The following is a 20,841-nucleotide window of genomic DNA, read 5'->3' as shown; positions in this document are numbered from 1 at the left end:
GCGTCGGGACGGGAAACGTTGACGACTGACTGAAAATATTCTATCACGCTCCAAGGCTTACGCACAGACAGAAAAAGGAGTTCCCCGCAAAATACCGGGAAACTCCTTTTTTGTCAGGCTTCGCTGGAAGGACAGATGCCCCTGAGGGGACACTCGCCGCACTTCGGCGCTCGAGCCTTGCAGATGTTTTTTCCATGCTGGATCACGTTCAGGTGCCCGGCGCACTTCATCTCGTCGGGAACGAGCCGTTCGAGGCGGGCCTGAATCTCCGCGGGCGTTTCTTTGGAGTCGGCCCAGCCGAGCCGTTTCGAGATACGCGCCACATGAGTGTCCACGGGAAAGGCCGGAAAGCCAAGATCGAAAGCGAGCACGCAGGCGGCCGTTTTCGGGCCGACGCCTTGGATGTGCGTCATAAAATCCCAAGCCGCGGCAGGCGTACCGCTTTTCAGGCGCTTGAGCGAATACTCGCCGAAGCGTTCTTTCACGGTTTTCAGCACGCGCAGGATCGTCGCCGCCTTGTTGTTGCAGATTCCCGCCGGCTTGATCGCCTCGGCGATCCGATCCTGCGGCAGCGCGACGACGCGCTCCCAGCTGCCGTACCAGGATTTCAGGCGCTCGAAAGCCATGTCGCGGTTGCGGTCGTTGGTGTTTTGCGACAGCACCGTCTCGATCAGCCCGTCGAGCGGTTCTTCATAGACGATTTTGGCCGAGTCCGTCCCCTGTTTCCAGAGTTGCTCCAGGATCTCCAGCACGGCCGTGATCGACGGCGCTTCGATCCGTCCGGGCGCGACCTTTTTGCCGATGTCGACCCGGCTCATTGTTTTCGCTCCCGCGATGCGGCGGCAGGCGCGTTCCCCTTTTGGCCCCTGCTCAGGGCGGCGCTTTTTTCGATCCAGCGTTTCAGCTTCGCCATCGCCCGGCCATGGACCGAATCCTCGGGATACGTTCCGTCGGCTCGGCGCTTTCCGGCCGGGCAGCCGGTCAGGAGCTCGATGCCTTCGTCGATCGTCTTCACGGACCAGATGTGGAACTGTTTGCGGCGGACCGCTTCGACCACGTCGTGGTTCAGCATCAGATGCCGCTCGTTCTGCCAGGGGATCAGCACGCCCTGCGAGCCGGTCAGACCGCGCGCAAGGCAATAGCTGAAAAAGCCCTCGATCTTCTCGTTGACGCCGCCGATCGGCTGGATGTTGCCGAACTGATCGACCGATCCGGTCACGGCGATGTTCTGCGCGATCGGCACGTCGGCCAGCGAGGAAAGCAGGCAGTACAGCTCGGTGGACGAGGCGCTGTCGCCGTCGATGCCGCCGTAATTCTGCTCGAACGAGAGACGGGCGGAAAGCGTCAGCGGCATGTCCTGGGCGTAAACGCGCCCGAGGTAGCTGCTCAAAGTCAGCAGACCTTTGTTGTGAATAGGCCCTGCCATTAAAATCTCGCGTTCGATGTTGATGACGCCCTCCTGCCCCATGAACGTGTTGGCCGTGATGCGCGAAGGGTGCCCGAAGGAGACTTCGGCAAAGCTGACGACGGCCAGCCCGTTGATCTGCCCAACGACGGCGCCGTCCGTGTCGATGCGGATGATATCTTCGGCGAAGGCGGCGCGGATCTTTTCTTCCGTCTGGCTCGAGCGGTAGCGCTTCTCCTGGATCGCCCGCAGCACGTGCTTGCGGTCCACCGCTTTGGCGCCTTCGGACAGGGCCCATGCGGACGATTCGACGACGTATTCTTTCAGCCTGTTGAACTGAGTCGAGAGTTTGTTCTGATCGTCGGCGAGGCGCGAAGCCCATTCGATCAGTTCGGCCAGCGCTTTTTTGTTGAACGGCAGGCAGCCGTCCTGTTCGGCCGTCGTTTTGACGAAGCGCGCCATATCCCACTCGTTTTCCGGCGTGCGCGGCATTTCGTAGTCGAACTCCGCGACGGTCTTGAAGAATTTGGGAAAGTCGGGGTCGTACTCGCGCAGCAGATAATAAATGCAGTAGCTGCCGACGAGGATCACTTTGGTTTTGATGGGGATCGCTTCCGGGCGCGGCGTCGTGATCGGCATGACGCTGTACTGGTCGCTGAGGTTCTCGACCGTGAGCAGGCCGGAGCGCAGCACGCGCTTCAACAGATCGTAGGACATGAAATTGCGCAGCAGCTCTTCCGCGTCGAGGACCAGATAGCCGCCGTTGGCCCGATGCAGCGCACCGCTCACGATCCTCGTGAAGTCGGTATAATAATATCCCTGACGGCTCTCGTATTCCATCTTGCCGGCAATGTTGTAAAAAGTCGGGTTGGTCTCCCACACGGCCGGCGCGCCGCCCTTGGGATCGTTGCCGACGAAGACGTTGATCTTGTACGGCGTGAAATCCACTTCGCCGCTCTCGTCGCGGGCGGCGGCAATGAACAGGGCGTAATTGGCGACGATCTGGCGTTCCAGCGAATCGATCCACTGAGCGAATTTCTCCGTCTGGCCGTATTTTTCCCGGATCTCGTCCAGGTAAGGGCTGATCGCTGTGCGGCAGATCTCGGCTTCCATATCCGAAAGCTTGGCCTTGAGCGCGCGTTCCTTCTCCCGGATCTGCCGCAGGACCTCAAGAGTTTTCGAGGTCAAGGCGTCGGAGACGCTCTTGAGGCGCTTTTGCTCCTTCCGCGGCAACGCTTCGAATTCGTCGGTCTGAAGTTCCTTGAACTCCTTTTTGCCTTTGCCGTTCTTGACGGTTTTGAGAGGAATGTTGACAAAACCCTGCGGCGTGCGCTTGACGAGGAAACCGTCCTTTTCGGCCTCTTCGCGGACGTGATTCATCATCTTTGAGATCTGATCCTGAAACGAGCTGATTTCCTGCGCCTTGGCGTCTTCGTAGCTGCTTTTCTCGAAGGCGCCGCTGATCACGGACTTCAGCTCTTCAATCAGCTTGGTGAAGTCTTCCTCGGCTTTTTTCGCCTGCCCGGCCGGCAGGTCGATGGCCAGAGGCGCCGCGGGCTCGTCGAAATTGTTGACGTAGATCCAGTCGTGAGGCGCCGGCATGCGAGCCGCTTTTTCGCGCACGCTTTTCAGCGCGTAGCTCGTGCGCCCGCTGCCCTGCGGCCCGACGATAAAGACGTTGTAGCCGGTGCTCTTGACGGCAAGGCCGAAATCGATCGATTTGACAGCCCGTTCCTGCCCGATGAAACGAGTCAATCCCTCCAGCTCAGCAGAAGAAGAACAGCGCAGCACCTTGGGATCCGTCTTTCTTCGCGCCTGCGCCGCCGTTAATTTTCGGGCCCGTATTTTCATGGCCTTTCCCCCAGTCATTCCATGTATTTGATAAATCCGCCGCCGAGGAGAACGCGCTCCGTGACGTCATAAAGAGCAAGCGCCTGTCCGATCGAAACGCTCCCGGCGGTTTTTTGCAGTTTGACCGTCCCGCAGCCGTCACGACAGTCCGCCAGCCGGCCGGGAACCGGCCGGGCGCGATAGCAGAACTGAACGAGACAGTCCTGCCCGGCGCGGACTTCCTGCTGCCAGCGGGCGTTTTCAAAATAAATCGTCCCGACCGCGGCTTCCGCTCCGTGCGACAGCAGCAGGCGATTGCCCGTAAAATCCCGCCGCTCCACGAACCACGGGCCGCGCGACAGCCCCAGTCCGCGGCGCTGTCCTTCGGTATAGAAGATCAGGCCTTTGTGCGGGCCTAAATCTTTGCCGTCATGATCGACCATGCGGCCGATGTGGCGTTCTTCCAGCGCAATGTGATCTTCGAGAAAACGTTCCAGCGAGCCGCCTTCAAGAAAACAGATGCCCTGGCTGTCGCCCTGCGCCAGCCGTTCGCCCACTCTGGACGCGAGCTCGTCTTTCACGCCTGTTTTATCCCGCTCTTCCGAAAGCGGGAAACAGAGCCGCGGCAGCCATTCGTACGGCAACCGGCACAGCATGTACGTCTGATCTTTCGGCGAGGTCGTCCGGGCGATAGCCCAACGGTCCCCGCGCTTGAGAACGCGCGCGTAATGCCCCGAGGCGACCTTCTCGATGCCCAGCCGGTCGGCCAGCTCGAACAACGCCCTGAACTTCAGGGCGGCGTTGCAGATCACGCAGGGATTGGGCGTAAGACCTTTTCTGTAAGCGTCGAGGAAGGGACGGACGACGCGGTCGTCAAATTGCTCCCGACAATCCAGGCGATGCACTGGCACATGCTGCGCCAAGCATTCCAGCCGCAGGCGGTCGGTCGGATCCTCGCCGTCTTTCAAAATCAAATGCGCCGCCGTCACGTCGTAGCCGAGGTCTCTGAGCCGCAGTGCGGACACAGTGCTGTCAACGCCGCCGCTGACTCCGACAAGAATTTTTTCGCTCATGCTCTCTCCGCGCCGCTTGTGGGCAAGTCTTCAACCGATTAAAATAATCGGAGCGTTTTCGTATTCGAGGTGAAACTCATGCTGATCGAAAAAACATACAGCGTCAGCGGCATCGTCCAGGGCGTCGGCTTCCGCCCGCTGTGCGTAAGAATCGCGCATCGCAACGGGATCCGCGGCTCCGTGGCAAACACTTCCGACGGCGTTCTGCTTCGCCTGCAGGGGACGGAGGACGCAATCGCACGGTACATGGCGGAACTGAAACGCGACTGCCCTGACGTGGCGCTGATCGTGGATCTCAAACTGCTCGAACAAAAGAACGTGGAACAGACCGATGACGATTTTATCATACTCAAAAGCGTACGTTCGCTTCGGCAGAGAGTCCTGCTTCCGCCCGACATGGCGACGTGCCGGGACTGCCTGGCCGACATCAGTGCCCCCGCCAACAGGCGTTACCGTTACGCCTTCACGAACTGCACGAACTGCGGCCCGCGCTTTTCGATCGTCAGGGAACTCCCCTACGACCGCCCCAAGACGACCATGTCGGCCTTTCCGATGTGCCCAGCGTGCCGACAGGAATACGCCGACGAAAACGACCGCCGCTTTCACGCCCAGCCGAACGCCTGTCCCGTTTGCGGCCCTCGCCTGGCGTATTGCGACGCTCAAGGGCAAGAGATAGCGCGGGATGAAAAAGCCTTCGGGCTGACGATCGCTGCACTTGCGAACGGCCAAATCATCGCCGTCAAGGGGCTGGGGGGCTTCCATCTGGCCTGCGACGCGACCCGGGAAGAGGCAGTCTCCCTGCTGCGCCGACGCAAGCGCCGTCCGCGCCGTCCCTTTGCGGTCATGGTCAAAAACGTCGCCGTCGCCGAAAAGATCGTGAAGCTGAGCGCCGCCGACACAAAGCTGCTGATGGGCGCACGAGCTCCTATTATACTGCTGGAACGGAACGATTCCAACTTTCTCGCTCCGTCGGTCGCGCCCGGCTTGAATCGTCTGGGCGTGATGCTCCCCTATACCCCGCTTCATCATATGATCATGGAAGAATTCGACGCCCTCGTGATGACGAGCGCCAATCTGAGCGGCGAGCCGCTCGTCTCCGAAAACGAGGAAGCGTATCGGCGCCTCGCCGGGATTTGCGACGGGTTCCTCGTCCACAACCGCCCGATCCACATGAAGATCGACGACTCCGTCCTGCTCCATCACGACAGCGGCCCCGTCCTGATCCGACGGGCGCGCGGCTACGTTCCCAATCCCATTATCGCCGCACGCGAGCTGGCGCCGGTGCTCGCCGCCGGCGCGGAGATGAAAGGGACTTTCGCGTTCAGCCAGGACGCCATGATCTTTTCCAGCCAATACCTGGGCGACATGAAGGAGATGGGAACCGCGCAGTTCTACGAAAAAGCCCTGCGGCACTTTCTCGGCCTCTACAACTTCGCTCCCGAGCGGCTCGTCACCGATCTGCATCCGCTTTACCTCTCCACCGCCGTGGCGAAGAGAATTTTCTCCCGGCTGCCGGCGCTTGCCGTGCAGCATCACTATGCCCACATGATGGCCTGTCTCGCGGAAAACCGCGTCGATTCTCCCGCCCTTGGCATCATCATGGATGGCACGGGATATGGCGGCGACGGCTCGATCTGGGGCGGAGAGATCCTCTGCGGCGACGCGGAAAGCTTCGAACGCTGCGGTCATCTCAAGGAATTCCGTCTGCCCGGAGGCGACCGCGCCGTCATGGAACCCTGGCGCTGCGGCCTGAGCCTGTTGGTGGAAGGCTGCGGCGCTCACGAGGCGCTTGAACTGTGCCAGGGCCTCTGGCCCGGACGAACCGCCGCCGCCCGGCAGCTTCTGAATGCCTGGGAGGCGTTTCCGCTCACAAGTTCCTGTGGACGCCTTTTCGACGGTCTGGCCGCGATCGTTCTGAAAAAAGAAACCGTCAGCTATGACGGCGAAGCGGCCATGGAACTGCAGGCTTTTGCGGAGACACATCCCGCGCTCGGTACCGGTTTGCCCTTTGACGTTGAAAACAGCGTCATCGACTGGCGCCCTTTCGTCGCCGCTCTGGCGCGGCCCCCGCACAACGTCCTTTTTGCGGCCGGGGCTTTTCACACGCGGCTGGCGCAGGCGCTGGCCCAGTGCGCAGCGAACGTTGCCGGTCAAACGGGTATCCGTCTGGTCGCCCTTTCCGGCGGCTGCTGGCAGAACGGCCTGCTCTTGAAAGAGACGCTGCCTCTGCTCCGCGCTCGGGGGCTGACGCCGCTCACTCACAAACTGCTTTCTCCGAACGACGAGTGCCTCTCCGTCGGTCAGGCCTATATCGGCGGCCTGCGGCGGAACGAAAGTTAGATGCTGAGTTCTTTCACCAGCTCGAGCAGCTCGGGGTTCAGTCGCTTTTTTACCTCCCACGTGTTCGGCAGAGGAACCGGCGTCATGTGCCCGTTGACCAGTCCGGTCATGACGCCGTGCTTTCCCTCCAGCAGACAGTTGACCGCGTAGGCCCCCATGCGGGTGGCGATCGTCGCGTCGTAACTGGATGGCGCGCCGCCGCGCTGGATATGGCCGAGCACCGTTACCGTCGCTTTGTAACCGGGAGCCTGTTCGGCAAGCTTTTTCTGCAGTTCGTAGCCGGACATGACGCCTTCCGCAAGAATGATGAGAGAATAATTTTTCCCGCTGAGGCGCGACGCTTTGAGCTTTTTGCACAGAGCGCCGATGTCGAAGGGGATCTCGGGCAGTACCGCAAATTCCGCGCCGCCGGCCACGGCGGTTTGCAGCGCGATAAAGCCGCAGTGACGCCCCATCACCTCGACGATGAAAAGCTTGTCGTGACTGTGGGCCGTATCGCGCAGCCGCCGCACGGCGTCCAGAGCCGTATTGAGCGCCGTATCGAAGCCGATCGTCATGTCGGTGCCGTTGACGTCGTTGTCGATCGTCGCGGGGATCCCCACGACGGGCAGCCCCATTTTCTGCAGTTCCCAGGCGCCGCGGAACGAACCGTCGCCGCCGATGACGATCAGGCCGTCGATGTTGCGGTCGTCGCACTGCTGGCGCGCTTTTTTTCTGCCTTCCTCCGTCAGGAAACGTTCGCTGCGCGAGGTTCGCAGCACCGTTCCGCCGCGCTGGATGATCGACCCCACGTCCCGCACTTCGATCTTGCGGAAGATGCCGTCGATGAGGCCTTCATATCCCTGCGCCACGCCCAGACATTTTATATCGTGATAGGCCGCGCACCTGACGACGGCCCGGATGGCCGCGTTCATCCCCGGCGCGTCGCCGCCGCTGGTCAACACTGCAATACGTTTCATTTTTTATCCTCCTTGCGCGCTGTTTTTCCAATTATACACTTTTCTCTTCGACCGGAACCATCGAGACAAATAAAGGGGCCCAACTCCGCGCGAGTTGAGTCCCTTTTCGTTTTCCGCCAATTAAATTTCTTTTTGCAGTTCCATCATGCGTTTGTTGAGCTTGCTCAGTTCCTCCTGGATTTCGTTCAGGCGGTCCTGAAGCTCCTTGCCTTCCTTTGTCAGGTTGCCGACGCGTTTGTTCAGACGATCCATTTCCATGCGGGCGCCCGATTTGCCTTGCAGCAGCTTGTTGGGGTCGTCGTCTTTGACGTCCCAGAAGAAATCAATGGTCTTGCCGAGCGTCACGGGCGTGATGGCGCCGTCGATGGTGAACTTGACCGTTTTGACTTTCGGCGTCAGATAGGGCTTTCCCTTGGAATCGTAACGGGGAAAGTAGACGAAGCCTTCACGTTCATCGGTGATTTTGAAGTTGAAGCGTTTGTCGTAATCGACAGGGGAAAGACGATGTTTGCCCACGGTCAGGGTAACCTGACTCTCGAAAGGAGCCATGCGGATCGCCGGCCCGCGGTTCGTGAATCTGATAAACACGGGGATCGTATCATCAAGTTTCAGCTGCTGCAGCAAATTGTAACGGTAATCCTCCGCCTCGTCGGCCGTCCACAGATTTTTCTGCGCCTGATCCTGAGTCGAGCGTTCCACGTATTCCGCCGCATAGTACGTCGCCTGAATCTCGACGCTGGCGCCGAAATCGTCGCGATATTCCTTCTTTTGGCGCCACTCCGCGGCAGAGGCGGTCGAAACGCTCAGCACACATACCATCAGCGCAAAATAAAATCCTCTTCTTTTGACACTCATTCGAGTCCCTCCTTGATGATAAAAACGCGTTCCCCAATCAGAAAAAAGCCCACCGGAAAATCACTTCTCTTCAAAAAGGTTTTTTTCAATGATTTCACACAGCGTGTGTCCGATCAGAATGTGCATTTCCTGAATCCGAGGCGTCTCGGCCGTCGGCACCGCCAGCACGACGTCCGCCATGCCGGACAGAAGCGAGTCTTTTTCCCCCGTCATGGCAATGACGCGCATTTTTTTGCGGCGCGCGGCTTCGGCCGCTTTCACGACGTTGGCGCTGCCGCCGCTGGTCGAAATCGCCACCAGCGTGTCTCCGGGGCGCCCATGCGCCTCGACGTGCCGCGAAAAAACCGTCTCGTAACCGAAATCATTGGCGATCGCGGTGAGCGCCGACGTGTTGACATGCAATGCTTCGGCGTCGAGCGCCGGCCGGTTGAAAAGATATCGTCCGGAAAGTTCCGCGGCGAGATGCTGAGCGTCGGCGGCCGAGCCGCCGTTGCCGCAGAAAAGAACGCGCCCGTCGTTTTTCAGCGACTGAATCATCAGCGCCGCAGCGCGCTCGACCAGCGGCATCATACCGGCCAGACGTTCGCAGACCTGACGGTGGCGTTCCAGATTTCCCGCAATGATCGCTTCTATCGTGTGCCTGTCCATGGATTCCACCTTATTTTTGACGTTCCAAAAGCCAACGGGCCGCCTGCAGCAAGTTCTCGGCGTAGAAATCGGCGCTTACGCCGCGCGCCCGCTCTCTGCGACCGTAGCCCGACATTAATAGTATCACAGGGCTGGCGAGATTTTTGCCAAACTGCATGTCGGATTCTTTGTCGCCGATCACGGCGGCAATAGTATCGCTGGTCAAACCGCAATCGGCGCTTGCCCGTGAAATGAGCCCGACGGCCGGTTTGCGGCACGCACAACGCTGATTCGCCCGATGCGGGCAGACGTAGATTCCCTGCAGCGTGACTCCCCGGTCCGCCAGCAGCTCCGTCAAGCGGCAGTGCACGCGGTCAACGTCAGCCATCGAAAAGTAACCGCGGCCGACTCCCGACTGATTGGTGACAACCGTCAGCACGTACCCGCGCTCACACAAAAGTCTCAGTCCTTCGGCCGCGCCGGGCAGGAGAACCACCTGTTCGGGACGATGAAGATAGTTTTTTTCCTCGATGATCGTCCCGTCGCGATCGAGAATCACCCACTTTTTTTTATTCATTTTCGCGCAGTTTGTCAATGATCGACGTGCTGGAAAGCCCCGGAAGCAACGGCAGAATCTCCACTCTGCCGGCATGCGCGGCGCCGGCGATCCGCTCCGGCCGGTAGTCGCCGCCCTTGACCAGAACATCCGGCCTGATCAGAGAAAGAAGCCGCTCCGGCGTATTCTCGTCAAAAATGACCACCGCGTCCACACATTCAAGGGCCGCCAGAACGGCGGCTCGGTTCTGCTCGCTGTTGATCGGACGAGTATCGCCTTTCAGATTTCTTACCGAACGGTCGGAGTTGAGGCCGACGAGCAGTCGATCGCCCAAAGCTCTGGCGCGCGTCAGCGAGTCGACGTGACCGGCGTGAAAGACGTCGAAGCAGCCGTTCGTGAAAACCACCTTTTTCCCTTGTTCTTTCCATTCCTTCACCAGCCGTACCGCAGCGGCCGCATCGAAAATCTTCTGCCCTGCGGAGAACGGAGACGACGCTTCCATTCTGGAGAGGCACAGATCCTTCAACTCTCGATAGGAAATCGGATACGTTCCCGCCCTGCCGATGACCACCTGGGCCGCCGCATTCGACAGCCGACAGCAGTTCCGCCAGTCGACGCCGTAGGCGCGAAAAAAGGCGACTGTGGCAATAACCGTATCGCCGGCGCCGGAAACGTCGTAAACGTCGACCGCCTGAGACGGTTCGTCAAAACATTCTTGTTCGCCGACGAACGTGCTGCCCTTTTCGGAGCGGGTGACCAGCAAATTGTTCAGCCCAAAGGAAGAACGAACCTTTCGAGCCTGCGCCGCAAGCGCTTCGTCTTCGTCGTTCGATATGCTCACTCCGGCCGCGTCCGAAAGCTCTTTCACGTTGGGCGTGACCAGCTCGGCTCCGGCATAGCGCCCCCAATCCGCTCCCTTGGGATCGACAAAGACCGGAATGTGCCGTGTCCGGCACATCTCGATGACTCTGCGGCACACCGAAGGCGAACACATGCCCTTGCCGTAGTCGGAAAGGATGACCGCGTCCAGACGGCCCGCGCCAAGTCCCGACAGTCGGGAAAGAAGTTCGCCCTCCAATTCCGGGCCCAACGGGAGAATATCCTCATGATCCAGCCGCATCATCTGCTGACGCCCGTTGCCGATGACGCGCGTTTTCACGGTCGTCGTCTCCTTATGGGACGGGAACAGTTCGACGCTTCCCCGGCGCCGATCATTCAAAGCGCCCAAAAGCCCCAAGACTTCCCGCGCCTCCGGGTCGCCGCCGAGCTGAGCGAAGAACTTGACGTCCGCGCCAAGCCCGCAAAGATTGGCGACGACGTTGCCCGCCCCGCCGAGAACGCTTCTCTCACTCTGAAACTTCACGACCGGAATCGGCGCTTCGGGAGAGATCCGCTCCACGCTGCCGTAAAGATACCGGTCAAGCATGAGGTCGCCGATGACGGCGACTGTACATGGAGAAAGCCGCTCGACTCGTTCTACGATCTTTACAAGAGTAGCTTCAGACAAAGCGGATTCACTCCTTTGACGGAAAAAGGTCTTTCAAAATCTCGCCGGCGGCTTCGACGACTTTTTGCGGCGAAATGCGCTCCATACAGGGCAAAGAGCATTTCCAATCCCAACATCCCATCTTTTCGCAGGATGTATAAACAACTTTATCAAAGCTTTGCGTATAGGCGATCGAAAGCGACGTCGGCCCAAACAGCGCAATCACTTTACTGCCCAACGCACGTGCCATGTGGAGAGGCCCGGTGTCGGCAGCGACGACAAAAGAGGCGTCGGCCAGCACGCGGAGCAAATCGAGCAAGGAAAGCGCGTCGACGAGATTGAGAATTTTTTTGCCGGGGCACAGCGCCATAATTTCCTCCGACATTCTCAGCTCTTCGACTCCGGCGCCAACGAGAACTGCCATGCAATTTTCCCGTGACAAATAATCGATGAGCCGAGCCCAATACGCGGCTGGCCAGCGCTTTCGTGCCATGCTGGCGCCGATGGCCAGGGCGGCGCAGCCTCGAACGTTCTCCATTTCACTGCAGGAGCTCAGAGGAGAATCCCCCGCAGGACGCACCAAGGAACTATGAATCCGCTTTTCCAGACACGGTGAAATGCCCAACTGACCGAGCACGGCATAGATATCCTGATGGTAAACAAACTGAAAATGCCGATGGAAGCCGATCTTCAAAGGAATGGAGGTGAGCAGGGTCAGCAGGGCCGTGCGGTCATTGTCCTGCAGGTTCACGAGGATGTCAAACTTTTCCTTGCGGATGCGGGAAACAAGTTTGAGAAAGCCCTTTTGCCCTTCCTGCCGGTCCCACGGCATCACGTTGTCGATCCAAGGCATACATTGTGCCAGTGGAGCGTAGCCTTTCTCCGTCAGCCACGTAATCTCGAAAGACGGGAACAGTTCTTTTAATTTTTTGCCGATATGAGCCGTGAGAACGATATCGCCCAAAGCCGAAAAACGGATCAGCACAACTTTTGCTTTGACATTGTTATCCAGAGCCACCCGCGGAAAATTCATTTTCGCTCCCCATTGCAGTCAATTGAGGACTCCGCAAGGATCTTTTTCGCGGCCGCCCACACGTCGTCCACCGGGATCTGCTGTAAGCAATTGTCGCGTCCGATCGGACAATCCGCGCCCTCGTCGCGGCAAAAAGATTTCGGGCACGTCTTGGGAAAAACAATTTCATGCCTGTTCCCCCACGGGCCATACCGCCAGGGATCCGTCGTGCCGAAAATACCGATCGTCGGCGTTCCCACGGCGCTGGCCATGTGAAGGGCGCCGCAGTCATTCGTGACGCACAGACGCGCCGCGGCCAGGCGCGAAGCGCTGATCGGCATGGGAACCTGTCCCGAAAAATCGAGCGCTTCCGGCAATGAAGCCAGAACCGGCGCTGCCGCGGCCTGCTCCTCAGCAGAGTAGCCCATCACGGCGATTTTGTACCCCTCTTCGCTCAAACGACGTCCCAATGCCGCAAAGTTTTCGGCCGGCCAGCGCTTGAAGGCGCGCCCTCCCGGATTCAAAATCACCAGTTTGTTCCGATAGGGAGCCAGCTCGCGCCGAACATCGCGGGAAATATTTTCGGGTACGTAAAGCCTCATGCTTCGACTTCTCAGCGGCACGCCAAGCGATCCCATACAATAGAGATTCCTCTCCGCTTCATGCATTCGACGAGGAAGAAAAAGTTCTCTCCACTCCCAGAGCGGCCGGTACCGACAGTTCATGAACAGCGGAATCAACGTGCTGCGCAGATCGACGATAAGATCGTATTTTCCGGCGCGGAACTCGCGGATCGCGCGAATGCGCCCTCGCCATCCATTGTACGGGGAATTCGGCTTGCCGCGGTCATAGAGCTTGATTTCATCCCATAACGGATCATCGGCCAACATGGCGGCAACTTGAGCGTTCGCGCCGATCGTGAAATGAGCATGAGGCAGATACGCCCTCAAATTATACAGGGCCGCGCTGCTCAGCAGCATATCGCCGATGCACGAGAGCCCGACGACGAAGACTCGCTCGATTTCGGACGGCTCAATCCTCATCGCAACGCGCCTCGTCTCTCGGCAAATGCAAAGTTCCCGCCTCAAACTCCCTGACGGCGGCGCCAAGCAGCGGAATCATGATCTCGTGATGCCCGGTGATGGCGTACCCTCTCCCGGAATTTTGCACCGGACGGGTAACGACGTTCATGCGGGGACGATAATGCTGGATCATGTCCATATTGGCCGTGGTAAAGTTTTTGATCTTGAAGCCTAAATTTCTGGCGAGAGAAAGTGCCTTGAGAAAAACTTCGGGCATGATCACGGCACTTCCCAAGTTCAAAACTACCCCGCCTTCGAGCCGGGAAACGGAAGCGGCAAAGATGCGGAAATCCCTCAGCGACGCATCGCCGATGTCCGCGCCGACGGCGCTGGGATGCTGATGTACGATATCCGTTCCCAAAGCGACGTGAACCGTATAAGGGATATTCAGCCGGGCCGCCTGCACCGAGAGGCAGAGGCGGTCGTAAGGGGCCTGCTTTTCCGCCAGCAGAGCGCCAAGCGCCTCGCCGAAACCTTCTTTTCTGAGGTGAGCGCGAGAGGCGGCGTGGTTCAACGCATCCGCCGTATCCGCCGCCATGCCGAATGAACCGTCTTCAATTTGCGCGGCCACATCTTCCGAGGTGTGTCCGCACAACGCCAGTTCGGTATCGTGGATGGCGGCGGCGCCGTTCGACGCGAAATGCGTGACGAATCCGTCTTTCGCCAGATCCAGCAGCAATGGCACACACCCGCATTTGACGACGTGGCCGCCGAACATGGCGATCACGGCGCGGCCGTCCTTTTTCGCCTGCGCGATCGCCGCGGCGACCTCGAGGAGGTCTTTGGCCTTCAGGACGTTCGGAAGGCCGAGAAAAAATTCCCCCACGCTCATGCCGTGGCGGTAGGCTTTCCCTTCGATCGCCGCAGTGACGAGAGATGGGCGCTCTCTTGCCTGATACGTTTTTGCCTTGGTCGGATCCAATTCCATAAAACGGCTCATTGCCATGCCTCTTTCATCATATCGGTAAAAATCACGTTGAGCGCGGTTATGATTTCTCACAAGGCGAACCGCGCCCATCCGGCAAAATCAACAAAATTCCCCAAAAACACCAGAACATCACCGACGTATCGCGGCGTCCCATGAGAACGTCGGCGGTCAATGCGTAGACCAGAACGACCAACAACAGGACAAAAAGGACGATTCCCCACGGAAAGAGGCTTCCATTCTCCATCTGCGCCAGCCGGAAAGCCTTTTTCAAAGAAACGGCATACGCCGCCAGAAAGAGCGCCAAACCGGGAATCCCGGCAAGATAGGCGACATTCAGAAACGTCGAATGCGGATGCATGCCGTTCGCTTGATACTTCAGCCCCAACTCGTCGGCTTTCGTTCGAAAAAGTTCATGGTACAGGCGTAGAAATTTTTCTCCACCCCATCCTGTGAAGGGGCGCTTCCGGATCAAATAAGCCGAAGCGCTCCAGATCTCGTTGCGATACGTCGTAAACGTTCCCATGTCCTGCATCGACGTAATCTGCTGGTATTCCGTCGCGATTTTTCTCCACAGGGCGCCTCCCGAACGAACATTGATCGCGACGCAGACCAATACGAGCAATACTGCTCCGCTCACAAGAAACGAAATCCCGATCTTCTTGAATTTGAAGGTCCAATAAAACAGAAAACATCCGCCGATCGCCGCGGCCATCCACGCCCCCGAAGAAAAAGACAAAAAAACGACAAGACAGACAGGAACGACGATAAGCACGCGCTGAACAAGTCCCTTGGCGCACCAGAACGCATAACAGACGAGGGGCGGCAGCAGCAGGACGCCGAGCAGCCCCAGATTATTTCCGTTCTCCAAAGAACGATTGGGGAAATAGTCGATAAAGCCCAATTCCCGCAGCAGATTTCCAAAGAGAATAAACACGCTTGCCCAGACGAAAAAACGCATCATCTTCTGGCGGATCGTCTCGCGAGCCAGGAGACGCGCCGCAAAATACATGCCGAGAAAGACCTCCACAAAAATGGTGACATTTCTGCCGTAGCTGTCCACATCATGGAACGTCAAAAGCCCCGCGACAGCGCTCCAGAGGCATAACGCCAGCCAGCATCCAAGGACGATTTTCCCCGTTCGATCCAGATTTTTCACTCGGAAAGGAACATGATATTTCACTCTGCCGACCGTCATCAGAACCAGACACAGCGGCCACAACACGTAGTGGACGATCGGTCCTAAAGGCGACAGGCACGCGGAGGCCGCATACACATTTACGAAGATATTTTCGATAGCGTCCGCTTTGGAACTCTCTTTTATCATTTCAACTCTTCTTTCCGGTGCAAAGGGCCCGCTCATCTGCAGTCTGCAGCGTTCTTTTGTAGAGCGCCACGGTCTGAACCGCGATCCTGCTCACGCTCACTTCCGCCGCGCTCTTCGACGCGTTCTCCGACAACTTTTGGCGCAAAGCAGCATCCATCCCACGCATCATCAGACCGCTTAAAAACTTCACGTCGGACGGGCGGAACAACAGGCCGTTTTCCCCGTCTTTGACAATGTCCAGCGTGCCCCCGATATTCGTGGCAATCGGCACGACACCGGCCGCCATCGCCTCGATGAGCATCAGGCTGAAGCCTTCGGGCTCTTTGGAGCTTTGTACGAAAAGATCGGCCGCCCAAAGCCATGGCCTGACGTCCGCGGCGAAGGGGAAGAAGCGGACGCGGTTCTGGATGTCGAGCTTCGCCGCCAAGTCCCTTAATTTCTTCTCTTCATCGCCGCTGCCGACAAGCCAAAAATGCGCCTTCAATTTCTTTGGCAGCAGCGCCACAGCGCGAAGATAATCGTCCCACGCTTTCCAACCGACAAGACGTCCCATTCCCAAAATCACGGTTTCATCGCCGTGAACGGAAAGTTGCCGGCGAAACTGTCGGCGTGTCTCGGCATTGCGAACGTAATTTTCGGATAAGACGGGATTGAGAATCGTCTCCGTAAGAAACGCCCGGTTGAGTTTCAAGCTTCTGATATGCGCCGTGACGGCGGACGAGCAGCCGATCACGACGTCGGAGTGGTGATAGTATTTCGCTTTCGGATATTTGTCGAACGTCGAAACGACGGGGACGTTTTTCTTCCGTCCCCAATAGCCGCCGATCGCCGCGGCCGCTGAAAGTCTCGTGTGGATCAGCGCCGGCTTCACGCGATCGATGAGACGCTCCATGCCATAAGCGATTACGGGCAGCCACTGCGCAACAGGAACGTACGTGGAATGTGCGATGTTCTCCCGCGCCAATCCGGCCGATAAAGTGCCGCCGCTTCGGCAGATCACGTGGTTTTCGACGCCGTGTTTCTCCAGCTCCTTCAGCAGTTGAATCCACGGCACCATCCAGGCCAGACGGTTTTCGTCAACGTAGTGTAATACTCTCATAACATATTATCCCCTCTCAGTCATGCGTTTGGACCTGTCGTAAGAAATCTACGAAACGGTTCGCGAGAGAGAACGGGGATTCACGTCGACTGCCTGTTCATTTCTCGGCATAGGTATCGTTTAAATTTTGATATATCGCAAGCAACTTCCCGGCCATCTGCGCCTCCGTCAAAAGAACGCTTTCATCAAATTTTGGCGCAACCTCGAGACAACCGCTCAAGATTTGCCGCAAACTGCGCGTCCATGCCGATATCTCCGCAGGCGGTAACAGCTTTTCCCTCTCAAGGGTCAGCTCACAAATTGCCGGCAGATCCGAGGCAAGCACCGGCACGCCCATTTTCGCGGCAAGCATCAGCGTCAGCCCCATCCCTTCGGAAATAGACGGCAAAACATAACAGCTGCAATTCAGGAGCTTTTCGATAATATCCTCTCTGTATCCCGTAAATTCAACCTGAGACGCAATGTCTAAACCGGCGGCGCGTTCTTCAAGCGCTCTTTTCTGCGGGCCGTCTCCGACGATTACAAATTTCCAGCGGCATATTCCTTCTTGTTTCAACAGCGCCAAAGCCCGCAAAACAGTGTCGATTCCCTTCAAACGAGTCAGACGGCCAACGGCAAGGATCACCGCTGTGTCTCCGCCAAGCGGACGCCAGTGCGGCACGCTTTCGGGCAAGCCATTGTAAATAACCTGGCTGTTTGCAGGAATATATTCGCTGAGATCGTCCTTTACCGCTCGACTGACGCAGATGACCTTGTCAGCTCTTTTCAACGGATACAGTCCTAAATTGTGGCTGTATACCGCATGAGCGGTATACAGCCACGGGACACGGGCCAAAGAGCTGGCCCAGCTGGCGATCCACGCCGGCACGCGGGAGTGCGCGTGAATGAGCTGCCAGCGCTCATGCCGGATCCAGCGGGCGATTTTCACCGCGCTGTAAAATCCCGTCAGGGGATTTTTTTTGTGCACGGGAAGATGACGCACGAGCACTTTGGAATCGAGCTGGCGTTCCATCTGGCCGCCGGCCGAGATCACCATGATCTCGTGGCCCCTTCCGACAAGTTCGTTCGACAGGTCGATCACGTGCCGTTCGACGCCGCCGATCTGAAGCTCGGGGAGGATGTGAATGATTTTCATGGCAGCCACCTGTTCAGGATCCACCTCGCGGCTTTTTCGGCTTCGTTGAAGCCTTTCATCCCGTCAAGCGGCCGTTCGAGGAAATGACGAAGATCGTCGTCCAGATTGCGGGGGGTGACCAAGCACAGATAATTCTGGTTTTCGAAATCCTCGATCATTCTGTTGAAGCGCGGTACGCCCCACAGACGTTTGGTGGAGAGCAGACGGGCGTCCACGAGCCATTCCGTCACCTCCTGCAGAAGCCGTTTGACGCCGTGATGATGGCCGACGGTGATGACCGCCGTCTGTACGCCCGCGGTGACCGCTTCGGAGATCATCGAAACGGAGTCTTCGGTGCAGAAGACGCGCGAGCAATGGCCGAGGATGCCGGGAACGGGATTGCGGGAATCCTGCGAGGCCAGCAGCAACATCCGCACCACGCTGGTGTCCCCGCAGAGTTTGGCGATCTCCATCTCCGTCGCCGCCTGCGTGCGGCGCGAGGTCGTGATATACAGGTCGACGTTGGCGTCGGCCGCGGCGTTGAGCAGCGTCGGCAGGACTTTGTTCACCCAGAGGGGAGCGATCGAATAGTTCAGATCGTCGCCGCCGATGAGGACCCCCCAGGCGTCTTTCTGATGCGGAGGATAATCGCTCAGCAGTTCCCGGCTTTGGCTCTCCAAAAGCTCCGGAGAAATGGAATTGGGGGCGCCGAGCGTGACCAGAACGTTGTCGCCGCGCCGCCCGTCATGTTTGGGCACGACCGCCATATCGAAAGGTTTCGTGCCCAAGACGGAGGGCGTCATCACCACGCAGCTTTTCCCGCTGAATCTTTTGGCGAGAGCCAAACAATACGGCGCGGCTGTACTTCCCGCGGAGAGGAAAAGAAGCGAACGCCGCTCCGGATTCACCAGGGCCATGCGGTCAAGAAGCTCCTTGCCTCCGGCTCTCAAAAGCCAACGCTCCGCGCCCTGCGGCGTCGCTTTGGGAAGACGGCGGGCAAGCAGTTTGAGCGCTTTGATCCTCGCCGCTCCGTGTAAACGAGGAACGTCGAATTCCACCGCTTCGAAATCGGCGAGCTTTTGCATGCGGTCGCGTATTCCCCGGCTCTGGACGATATGTCCTCGGGTACTTTCGTTAAGAAGTATCAAAAGCGGTCTCAAATCCATTTTTATAAATCTTCCTTTTGACGGAATTCGCTGACGACAAGAGGACGAAGCTGTTCCAAGGGGTGCCCCGTCTCCCGGGAAATGCGTTTTAAATCTTCGTACTCCGCCGTGACGCGGACGATTTCATCGCCCCAGCGTGACAGTTTCACCGACACCGGACCGACGGAACTCTCGAATTTCTGGATCCGGCGCTTCAGCGTCATGCGGTTGACTTCGCTCCAGCGCAGGCCGATCGTCGTGCTGTATCTCAGAATGATTTCGCCCAGTTTTTCTCTGTCGGCGGCGCGGGAAACGCACGTCAGCCTCACCGCCGGACGCATTTTTTTCATCAATATGGGAGTAAAAAAAACGTCCAGCGCGCCGCACGCGAAGAGGCGCTCTTCCAGGTTCTGATAATCCTGGGGGTTCATGTCGTCGATATTCGTCTCCATCACGACGATTTTTCCCGTCAGATACGGAAGGGAAGCTTCGTCATTGCGCTCGAGCACCATGACGTGCAGCGCCTCGGAGCTTCCCTGCGGCGCGGTTCCCCCGCAGCCGCCGGCAAGCAGCCTGCCTGCCGGAAGAGACTCGCTGGATGCGGAGAGGGCTTTGAGCAGCAGGGCGCCGCTTAACGTCGTTCGTTCATGTTCCCCTTCGCGGGCGAAAACGGTCATCCCCTTCAAAAAAAACGAAACCGGCGCGGACACGACGCTCCGTTCAGGGGCGTTCATACGGCCGCCGACATTGACCGGCGAGGCATAGACGGAATCGACTCGGAGCGTATCCAAGAGCGCGAGCGCTCCGACAATTTCGAACACGAGGCAGGCGTCAAGGAGAAAGGCCCCGCTTTCGTCGCTGCGGAAAACGCACCCCGCCGTTTTTAAAGCGTTGAAGGCCGAGAACGCGCGTTGCTTCATCTCCGACGAAAGCTTCGACTCGTCGAGAAGCGCCTCTATTTCCGCGAATTCAAAGGTCTCGCAGCCGGAAGAAACCGGTTTCGCCTCGATGCCGCCCCAGCCGTTCGGGCCTGCGGACCTGACGGTCCACGTGCAGCCATAGCGACGAAGCCATGACATCCGCCGATCGAATTCGTCGGCATTTTCTCCTTTCAAATCAAGCAGAGCCCCGATCAATCTGTTGCCGGAGATGCCCGCTGTGCAGTCGATGTACAGAGTTTTCATTTTTTCTCCTCGAACGGGGATATCGATACGAAAAAAGCCAGTCTGAATAAACGCAGACTGGCTTTTATTATATCCGATTATCGCGGATTTTGTTCAGCTTTTTTCGCTCATCAGCTTTCGCGCCAGCTCCAAATCATGAGGCGTGTTGATTCCCACGCCGCGGTCGGGATACGCGGAAACGGCGACGACGATGTCGTAGCCGTGTTCCAGGGCGCGAAGCTGTTCGAGGCTTTCCGCTTCGGCAAGCGGCGTTTCCGTAAGGCGCAGATAAACGGGCAGAAAATCTTTGCGGTAGCCGTAAATGCCGATGTGTTTGGAGACGACGGGCGTCCCGCAGCGCGCGAAGGGAATGACGCTACGGCTGAAATACAAAGCTCGCCCTTTTTGATCGACGACGACTTTGACATTGTTCGGATCGGCCGCCTCCGCCGCGGAGGCAAAAGGAACGGAGAGCGTCGCCATCGGCTCGCCGGCATGGATCAGAACGTCGGCAAGCTGGTCGATCACGCGCGGGTCGAGCATCGGTTCGTCGCCCTGAATGTTGATGACGTAGTCGCACTCCACGCGCGCGGCGACCTCGGCGACGCGGCTGGTGCCGTTGGGATGGTCGGAAGCCGTCATCTCGGCTTCTCCGCCGAACGCGACAACGGCGTTCAGGATCCTCTCGTCGTCGGTGGCGACGATCACCCGCGCCAGAGAGCGGGCTTTCAGGCACTGCTCATAGACGTGCTGAATGACTGGCTTGCCGCAGAGATCGGCAAGCGGCTTGCCGGGCAGGCGGCTGGAGCCCCATCGGGCCGGAATGATTCCGATCGTTTTCAT

At 58.3% G+C, this 20,841-nt stretch carries 18 protein-coding genes; 1 reads left to right on the top strand and 17 read right to left on the bottom strand.

Annotation, left to right across the window (positions count from 1 at the left end):
- Window positions 1-113: 113 nt before the first annotated feature.
- Genes FYJ74_RS01055 through FYJ74_RS01045 form a run of 3 tightly spaced genes read right to left on the bottom strand, consistent with a single transcriptional unit; the run spans window position 114 to window position 4,308 of the window.
- On the bottom strand, window positions 114-818 hold the full coding sequence (locus tag FYJ74_RS01055; protein ID WP_154527772.1) for an endonuclease III domain-containing protein: 705 nt from the start codon (window positions 816-818) through the stop codon (window positions 114-116).
- Window positions 815-3,256: a Lon protease family protein gene (locus tag FYJ74_RS01050; RefSeq protein ID WP_154527771.1), complete on the bottom strand. Its 2,442-nt coding sequence runs from the start codon at window positions 3,254-3,256 to the stop codon at window positions 815-817. Before FYJ74_RS01050 ends, FYJ74_RS01055 begins: the two co-directional genes overlap by 4 nt.
- 14 nt (window positions 3,257-3,270) lie before the next feature.
- On the bottom strand, window positions 3,271-4,308 hold the full coding sequence (locus tag FYJ74_RS01045) for a tRNA-specific 2-thiouridylase (protein WP_154527770.1): 1,038 nt from the start codon (window positions 4,306-4,308) through the stop codon (window positions 3,271-3,273).
- Window positions 4,309-4,386: 78 nt separating this feature from the next.
- On the opposite strand from FYJ74_RS01045, the gene hypF reads away from it, so the two are divergent.
- A complete protein-coding gene (hypF, locus tag FYJ74_RS01040; protein ID WP_154527769.1) occupies window positions 4,387-6,648 on the top strand; it encodes a carbamoyltransferase HypF in 2,262 nt (753 codons plus the stop codon).
- Here the strand turns inward: hypF and pfkA are convergent.
- The 14 genes from pfkA to kdsB all read right to left on the bottom strand — a co-directional run bounded on the left by pfkA (window position 6,645) and on the right by kdsB (window position 20,841).
- A complete protein-coding gene (gene pfkA, locus FYJ74_RS01035) occupies window positions 6,645-7,607 on the bottom strand; it encodes a 6-phosphofructokinase (protein ID WP_120372035.1) in 963 nt (320 codons plus the stop codon). The two genes, hypF and pfkA, sit on opposite strands and share 4 nt — an antisense overlap.
- Window positions 7,608-7,727: 120 nt before the next feature.
- A complete protein-coding gene (locus tag FYJ74_RS01030) occupies window positions 7,728-8,462 on the bottom strand; it encodes a hypothetical protein (RefSeq protein WP_154527768.1) in 735 nt (244 codons plus the stop codon).
- A gap of 60 nt (window positions 8,463-8,522) precedes the next feature.
- Window positions 8,523-9,110: a D-sedoheptulose-7-phosphate isomerase gene (locus FYJ74_RS01025; protein ID WP_154527767.1), complete on the bottom strand. Its 588-nt coding sequence runs from the start codon at window positions 9,108-9,110 to the stop codon at window positions 8,523-8,525.
- A 10-nt stretch (window positions 9,111-9,120) separates the two neighbouring features.
- The gene (locus FYJ74_RS01020; RefSeq protein WP_195838756.1) at window positions 9,121-9,666 is read right to left on the bottom strand and encodes a D-glycero-alpha-D-manno-heptose-1,7-bisphosphate 7-phosphatase; all 546 of its coding nucleotides are present in this window, start codon (window positions 9,664-9,666) and stop codon (window positions 9,121-9,123) included.
- The gene (gene rfaE2 / locus FYJ74_RS01015; protein WP_154527765.1) at window positions 9,659-11,152 is read right to left on the bottom strand and encodes a D-glycero-beta-D-manno-heptose 1-phosphate adenylyltransferase; all 1,494 of its coding nucleotides are present in this window, start codon (window positions 11,150-11,152) and stop codon (window positions 9,659-9,661) included. The genes FYJ74_RS01020 and rfaE2 overlap by 8 nt, the downstream gene beginning before the upstream one ends.
- A 7-nt stretch (window positions 11,153-11,159) precedes the next feature.
- Window positions 11,160-12,164 (bottom strand): glycosyltransferase family 9 protein, encoded by a 1,005-nt coding sequence (locus tag FYJ74_RS01010; RefSeq protein ID WP_154527764.1) that lies wholly within the window; start codon window positions 12,162-12,164, stop codon window positions 11,160-11,162.
- A complete protein-coding gene (locus FYJ74_RS01005; protein WP_154527763.1) occupies window positions 12,161-13,186 on the bottom strand; it encodes a glycosyltransferase family 9 protein in 1,026 nt (341 codons plus the stop codon). Before FYJ74_RS01005 ends, FYJ74_RS01010 begins: the two co-directional genes overlap by 4 nt.
- Window positions 13,176-14,165, bottom strand: a complete 990-nt coding sequence (locus FYJ74_RS01000) for a hypothetical protein (protein ID WP_154527762.1) — start codon at window positions 14,163-14,165, stop codon at window positions 13,176-13,178. Before FYJ74_RS01000 ends, FYJ74_RS01005 begins: the two co-directional genes overlap by 11 nt.
- Window positions 14,166-14,211: 46 nt before the next feature.
- Entirely contained in the window at window positions 14,212-15,477 is a 1,266-nt protein-coding gene (locus tag FYJ74_RS00995) for an O-antigen ligase family protein (RefSeq protein ID WP_195838755.1), read from the bottom strand.
- A gap of 1 nt (window position 15,478) precedes the next feature.
- Window positions 15,479-16,576, bottom strand: a complete 1,098-nt coding sequence (locus tag FYJ74_RS00990) for a glycosyltransferase (RefSeq protein WP_154527760.1) — start codon at window positions 16,574-16,576, stop codon at window positions 15,479-15,481.
- Between the two features lie 97 nt (window positions 16,577-16,673).
- A complete protein-coding gene (locus tag FYJ74_RS00985; protein WP_154527759.1) occupies window positions 16,674-17,711 on the bottom strand; it encodes a glycosyltransferase family 4 protein in 1,038 nt (345 codons plus the stop codon).
- A complete protein-coding gene (locus tag FYJ74_RS00980) occupies window positions 17,708-18,856 on the bottom strand; it encodes an ELM1/GtrOC1 family putative glycosyltransferase (protein ID WP_154527758.1) in 1,149 nt (382 codons plus the stop codon). The genes FYJ74_RS00985 and FYJ74_RS00980 overlap by 4 nt, the downstream gene beginning before the upstream one ends.
- A 2-nt stretch (window positions 18,857-18,858) precedes the next feature.
- Window positions 18,859-20,019: a nickel pincer cofactor biosynthesis protein LarC2 gene (gene larC2 / locus FYJ74_RS00975; RefSeq protein ID WP_154527757.1), complete on the bottom strand. Its 1,161-nt coding sequence runs from the start codon at window positions 20,017-20,019 to the stop codon at window positions 18,859-18,861.
- 93 nt (window positions 20,020-20,112) lie between these two features.
- Window positions 20,113-20,841, bottom strand: a complete 729-nt coding sequence (kdsB, locus tag FYJ74_RS00970) for a 3-deoxy-manno-octulosonate cytidylyltransferase (RefSeq protein ID WP_154527756.1) — start codon at window positions 20,839-20,841, stop codon at window positions 20,113-20,115.

Source organism: Pyramidobacter porci, from assembly GCF_009695745.1.
Classification (GTDB): Bacteria; Synergistota; Synergistia; order Synergistales; family Dethiosulfovibrionaceae; genus Pyramidobacter; species Pyramidobacter porci.
This window is presented reverse-complemented; position numbering and strand designations above follow the sequence as displayed.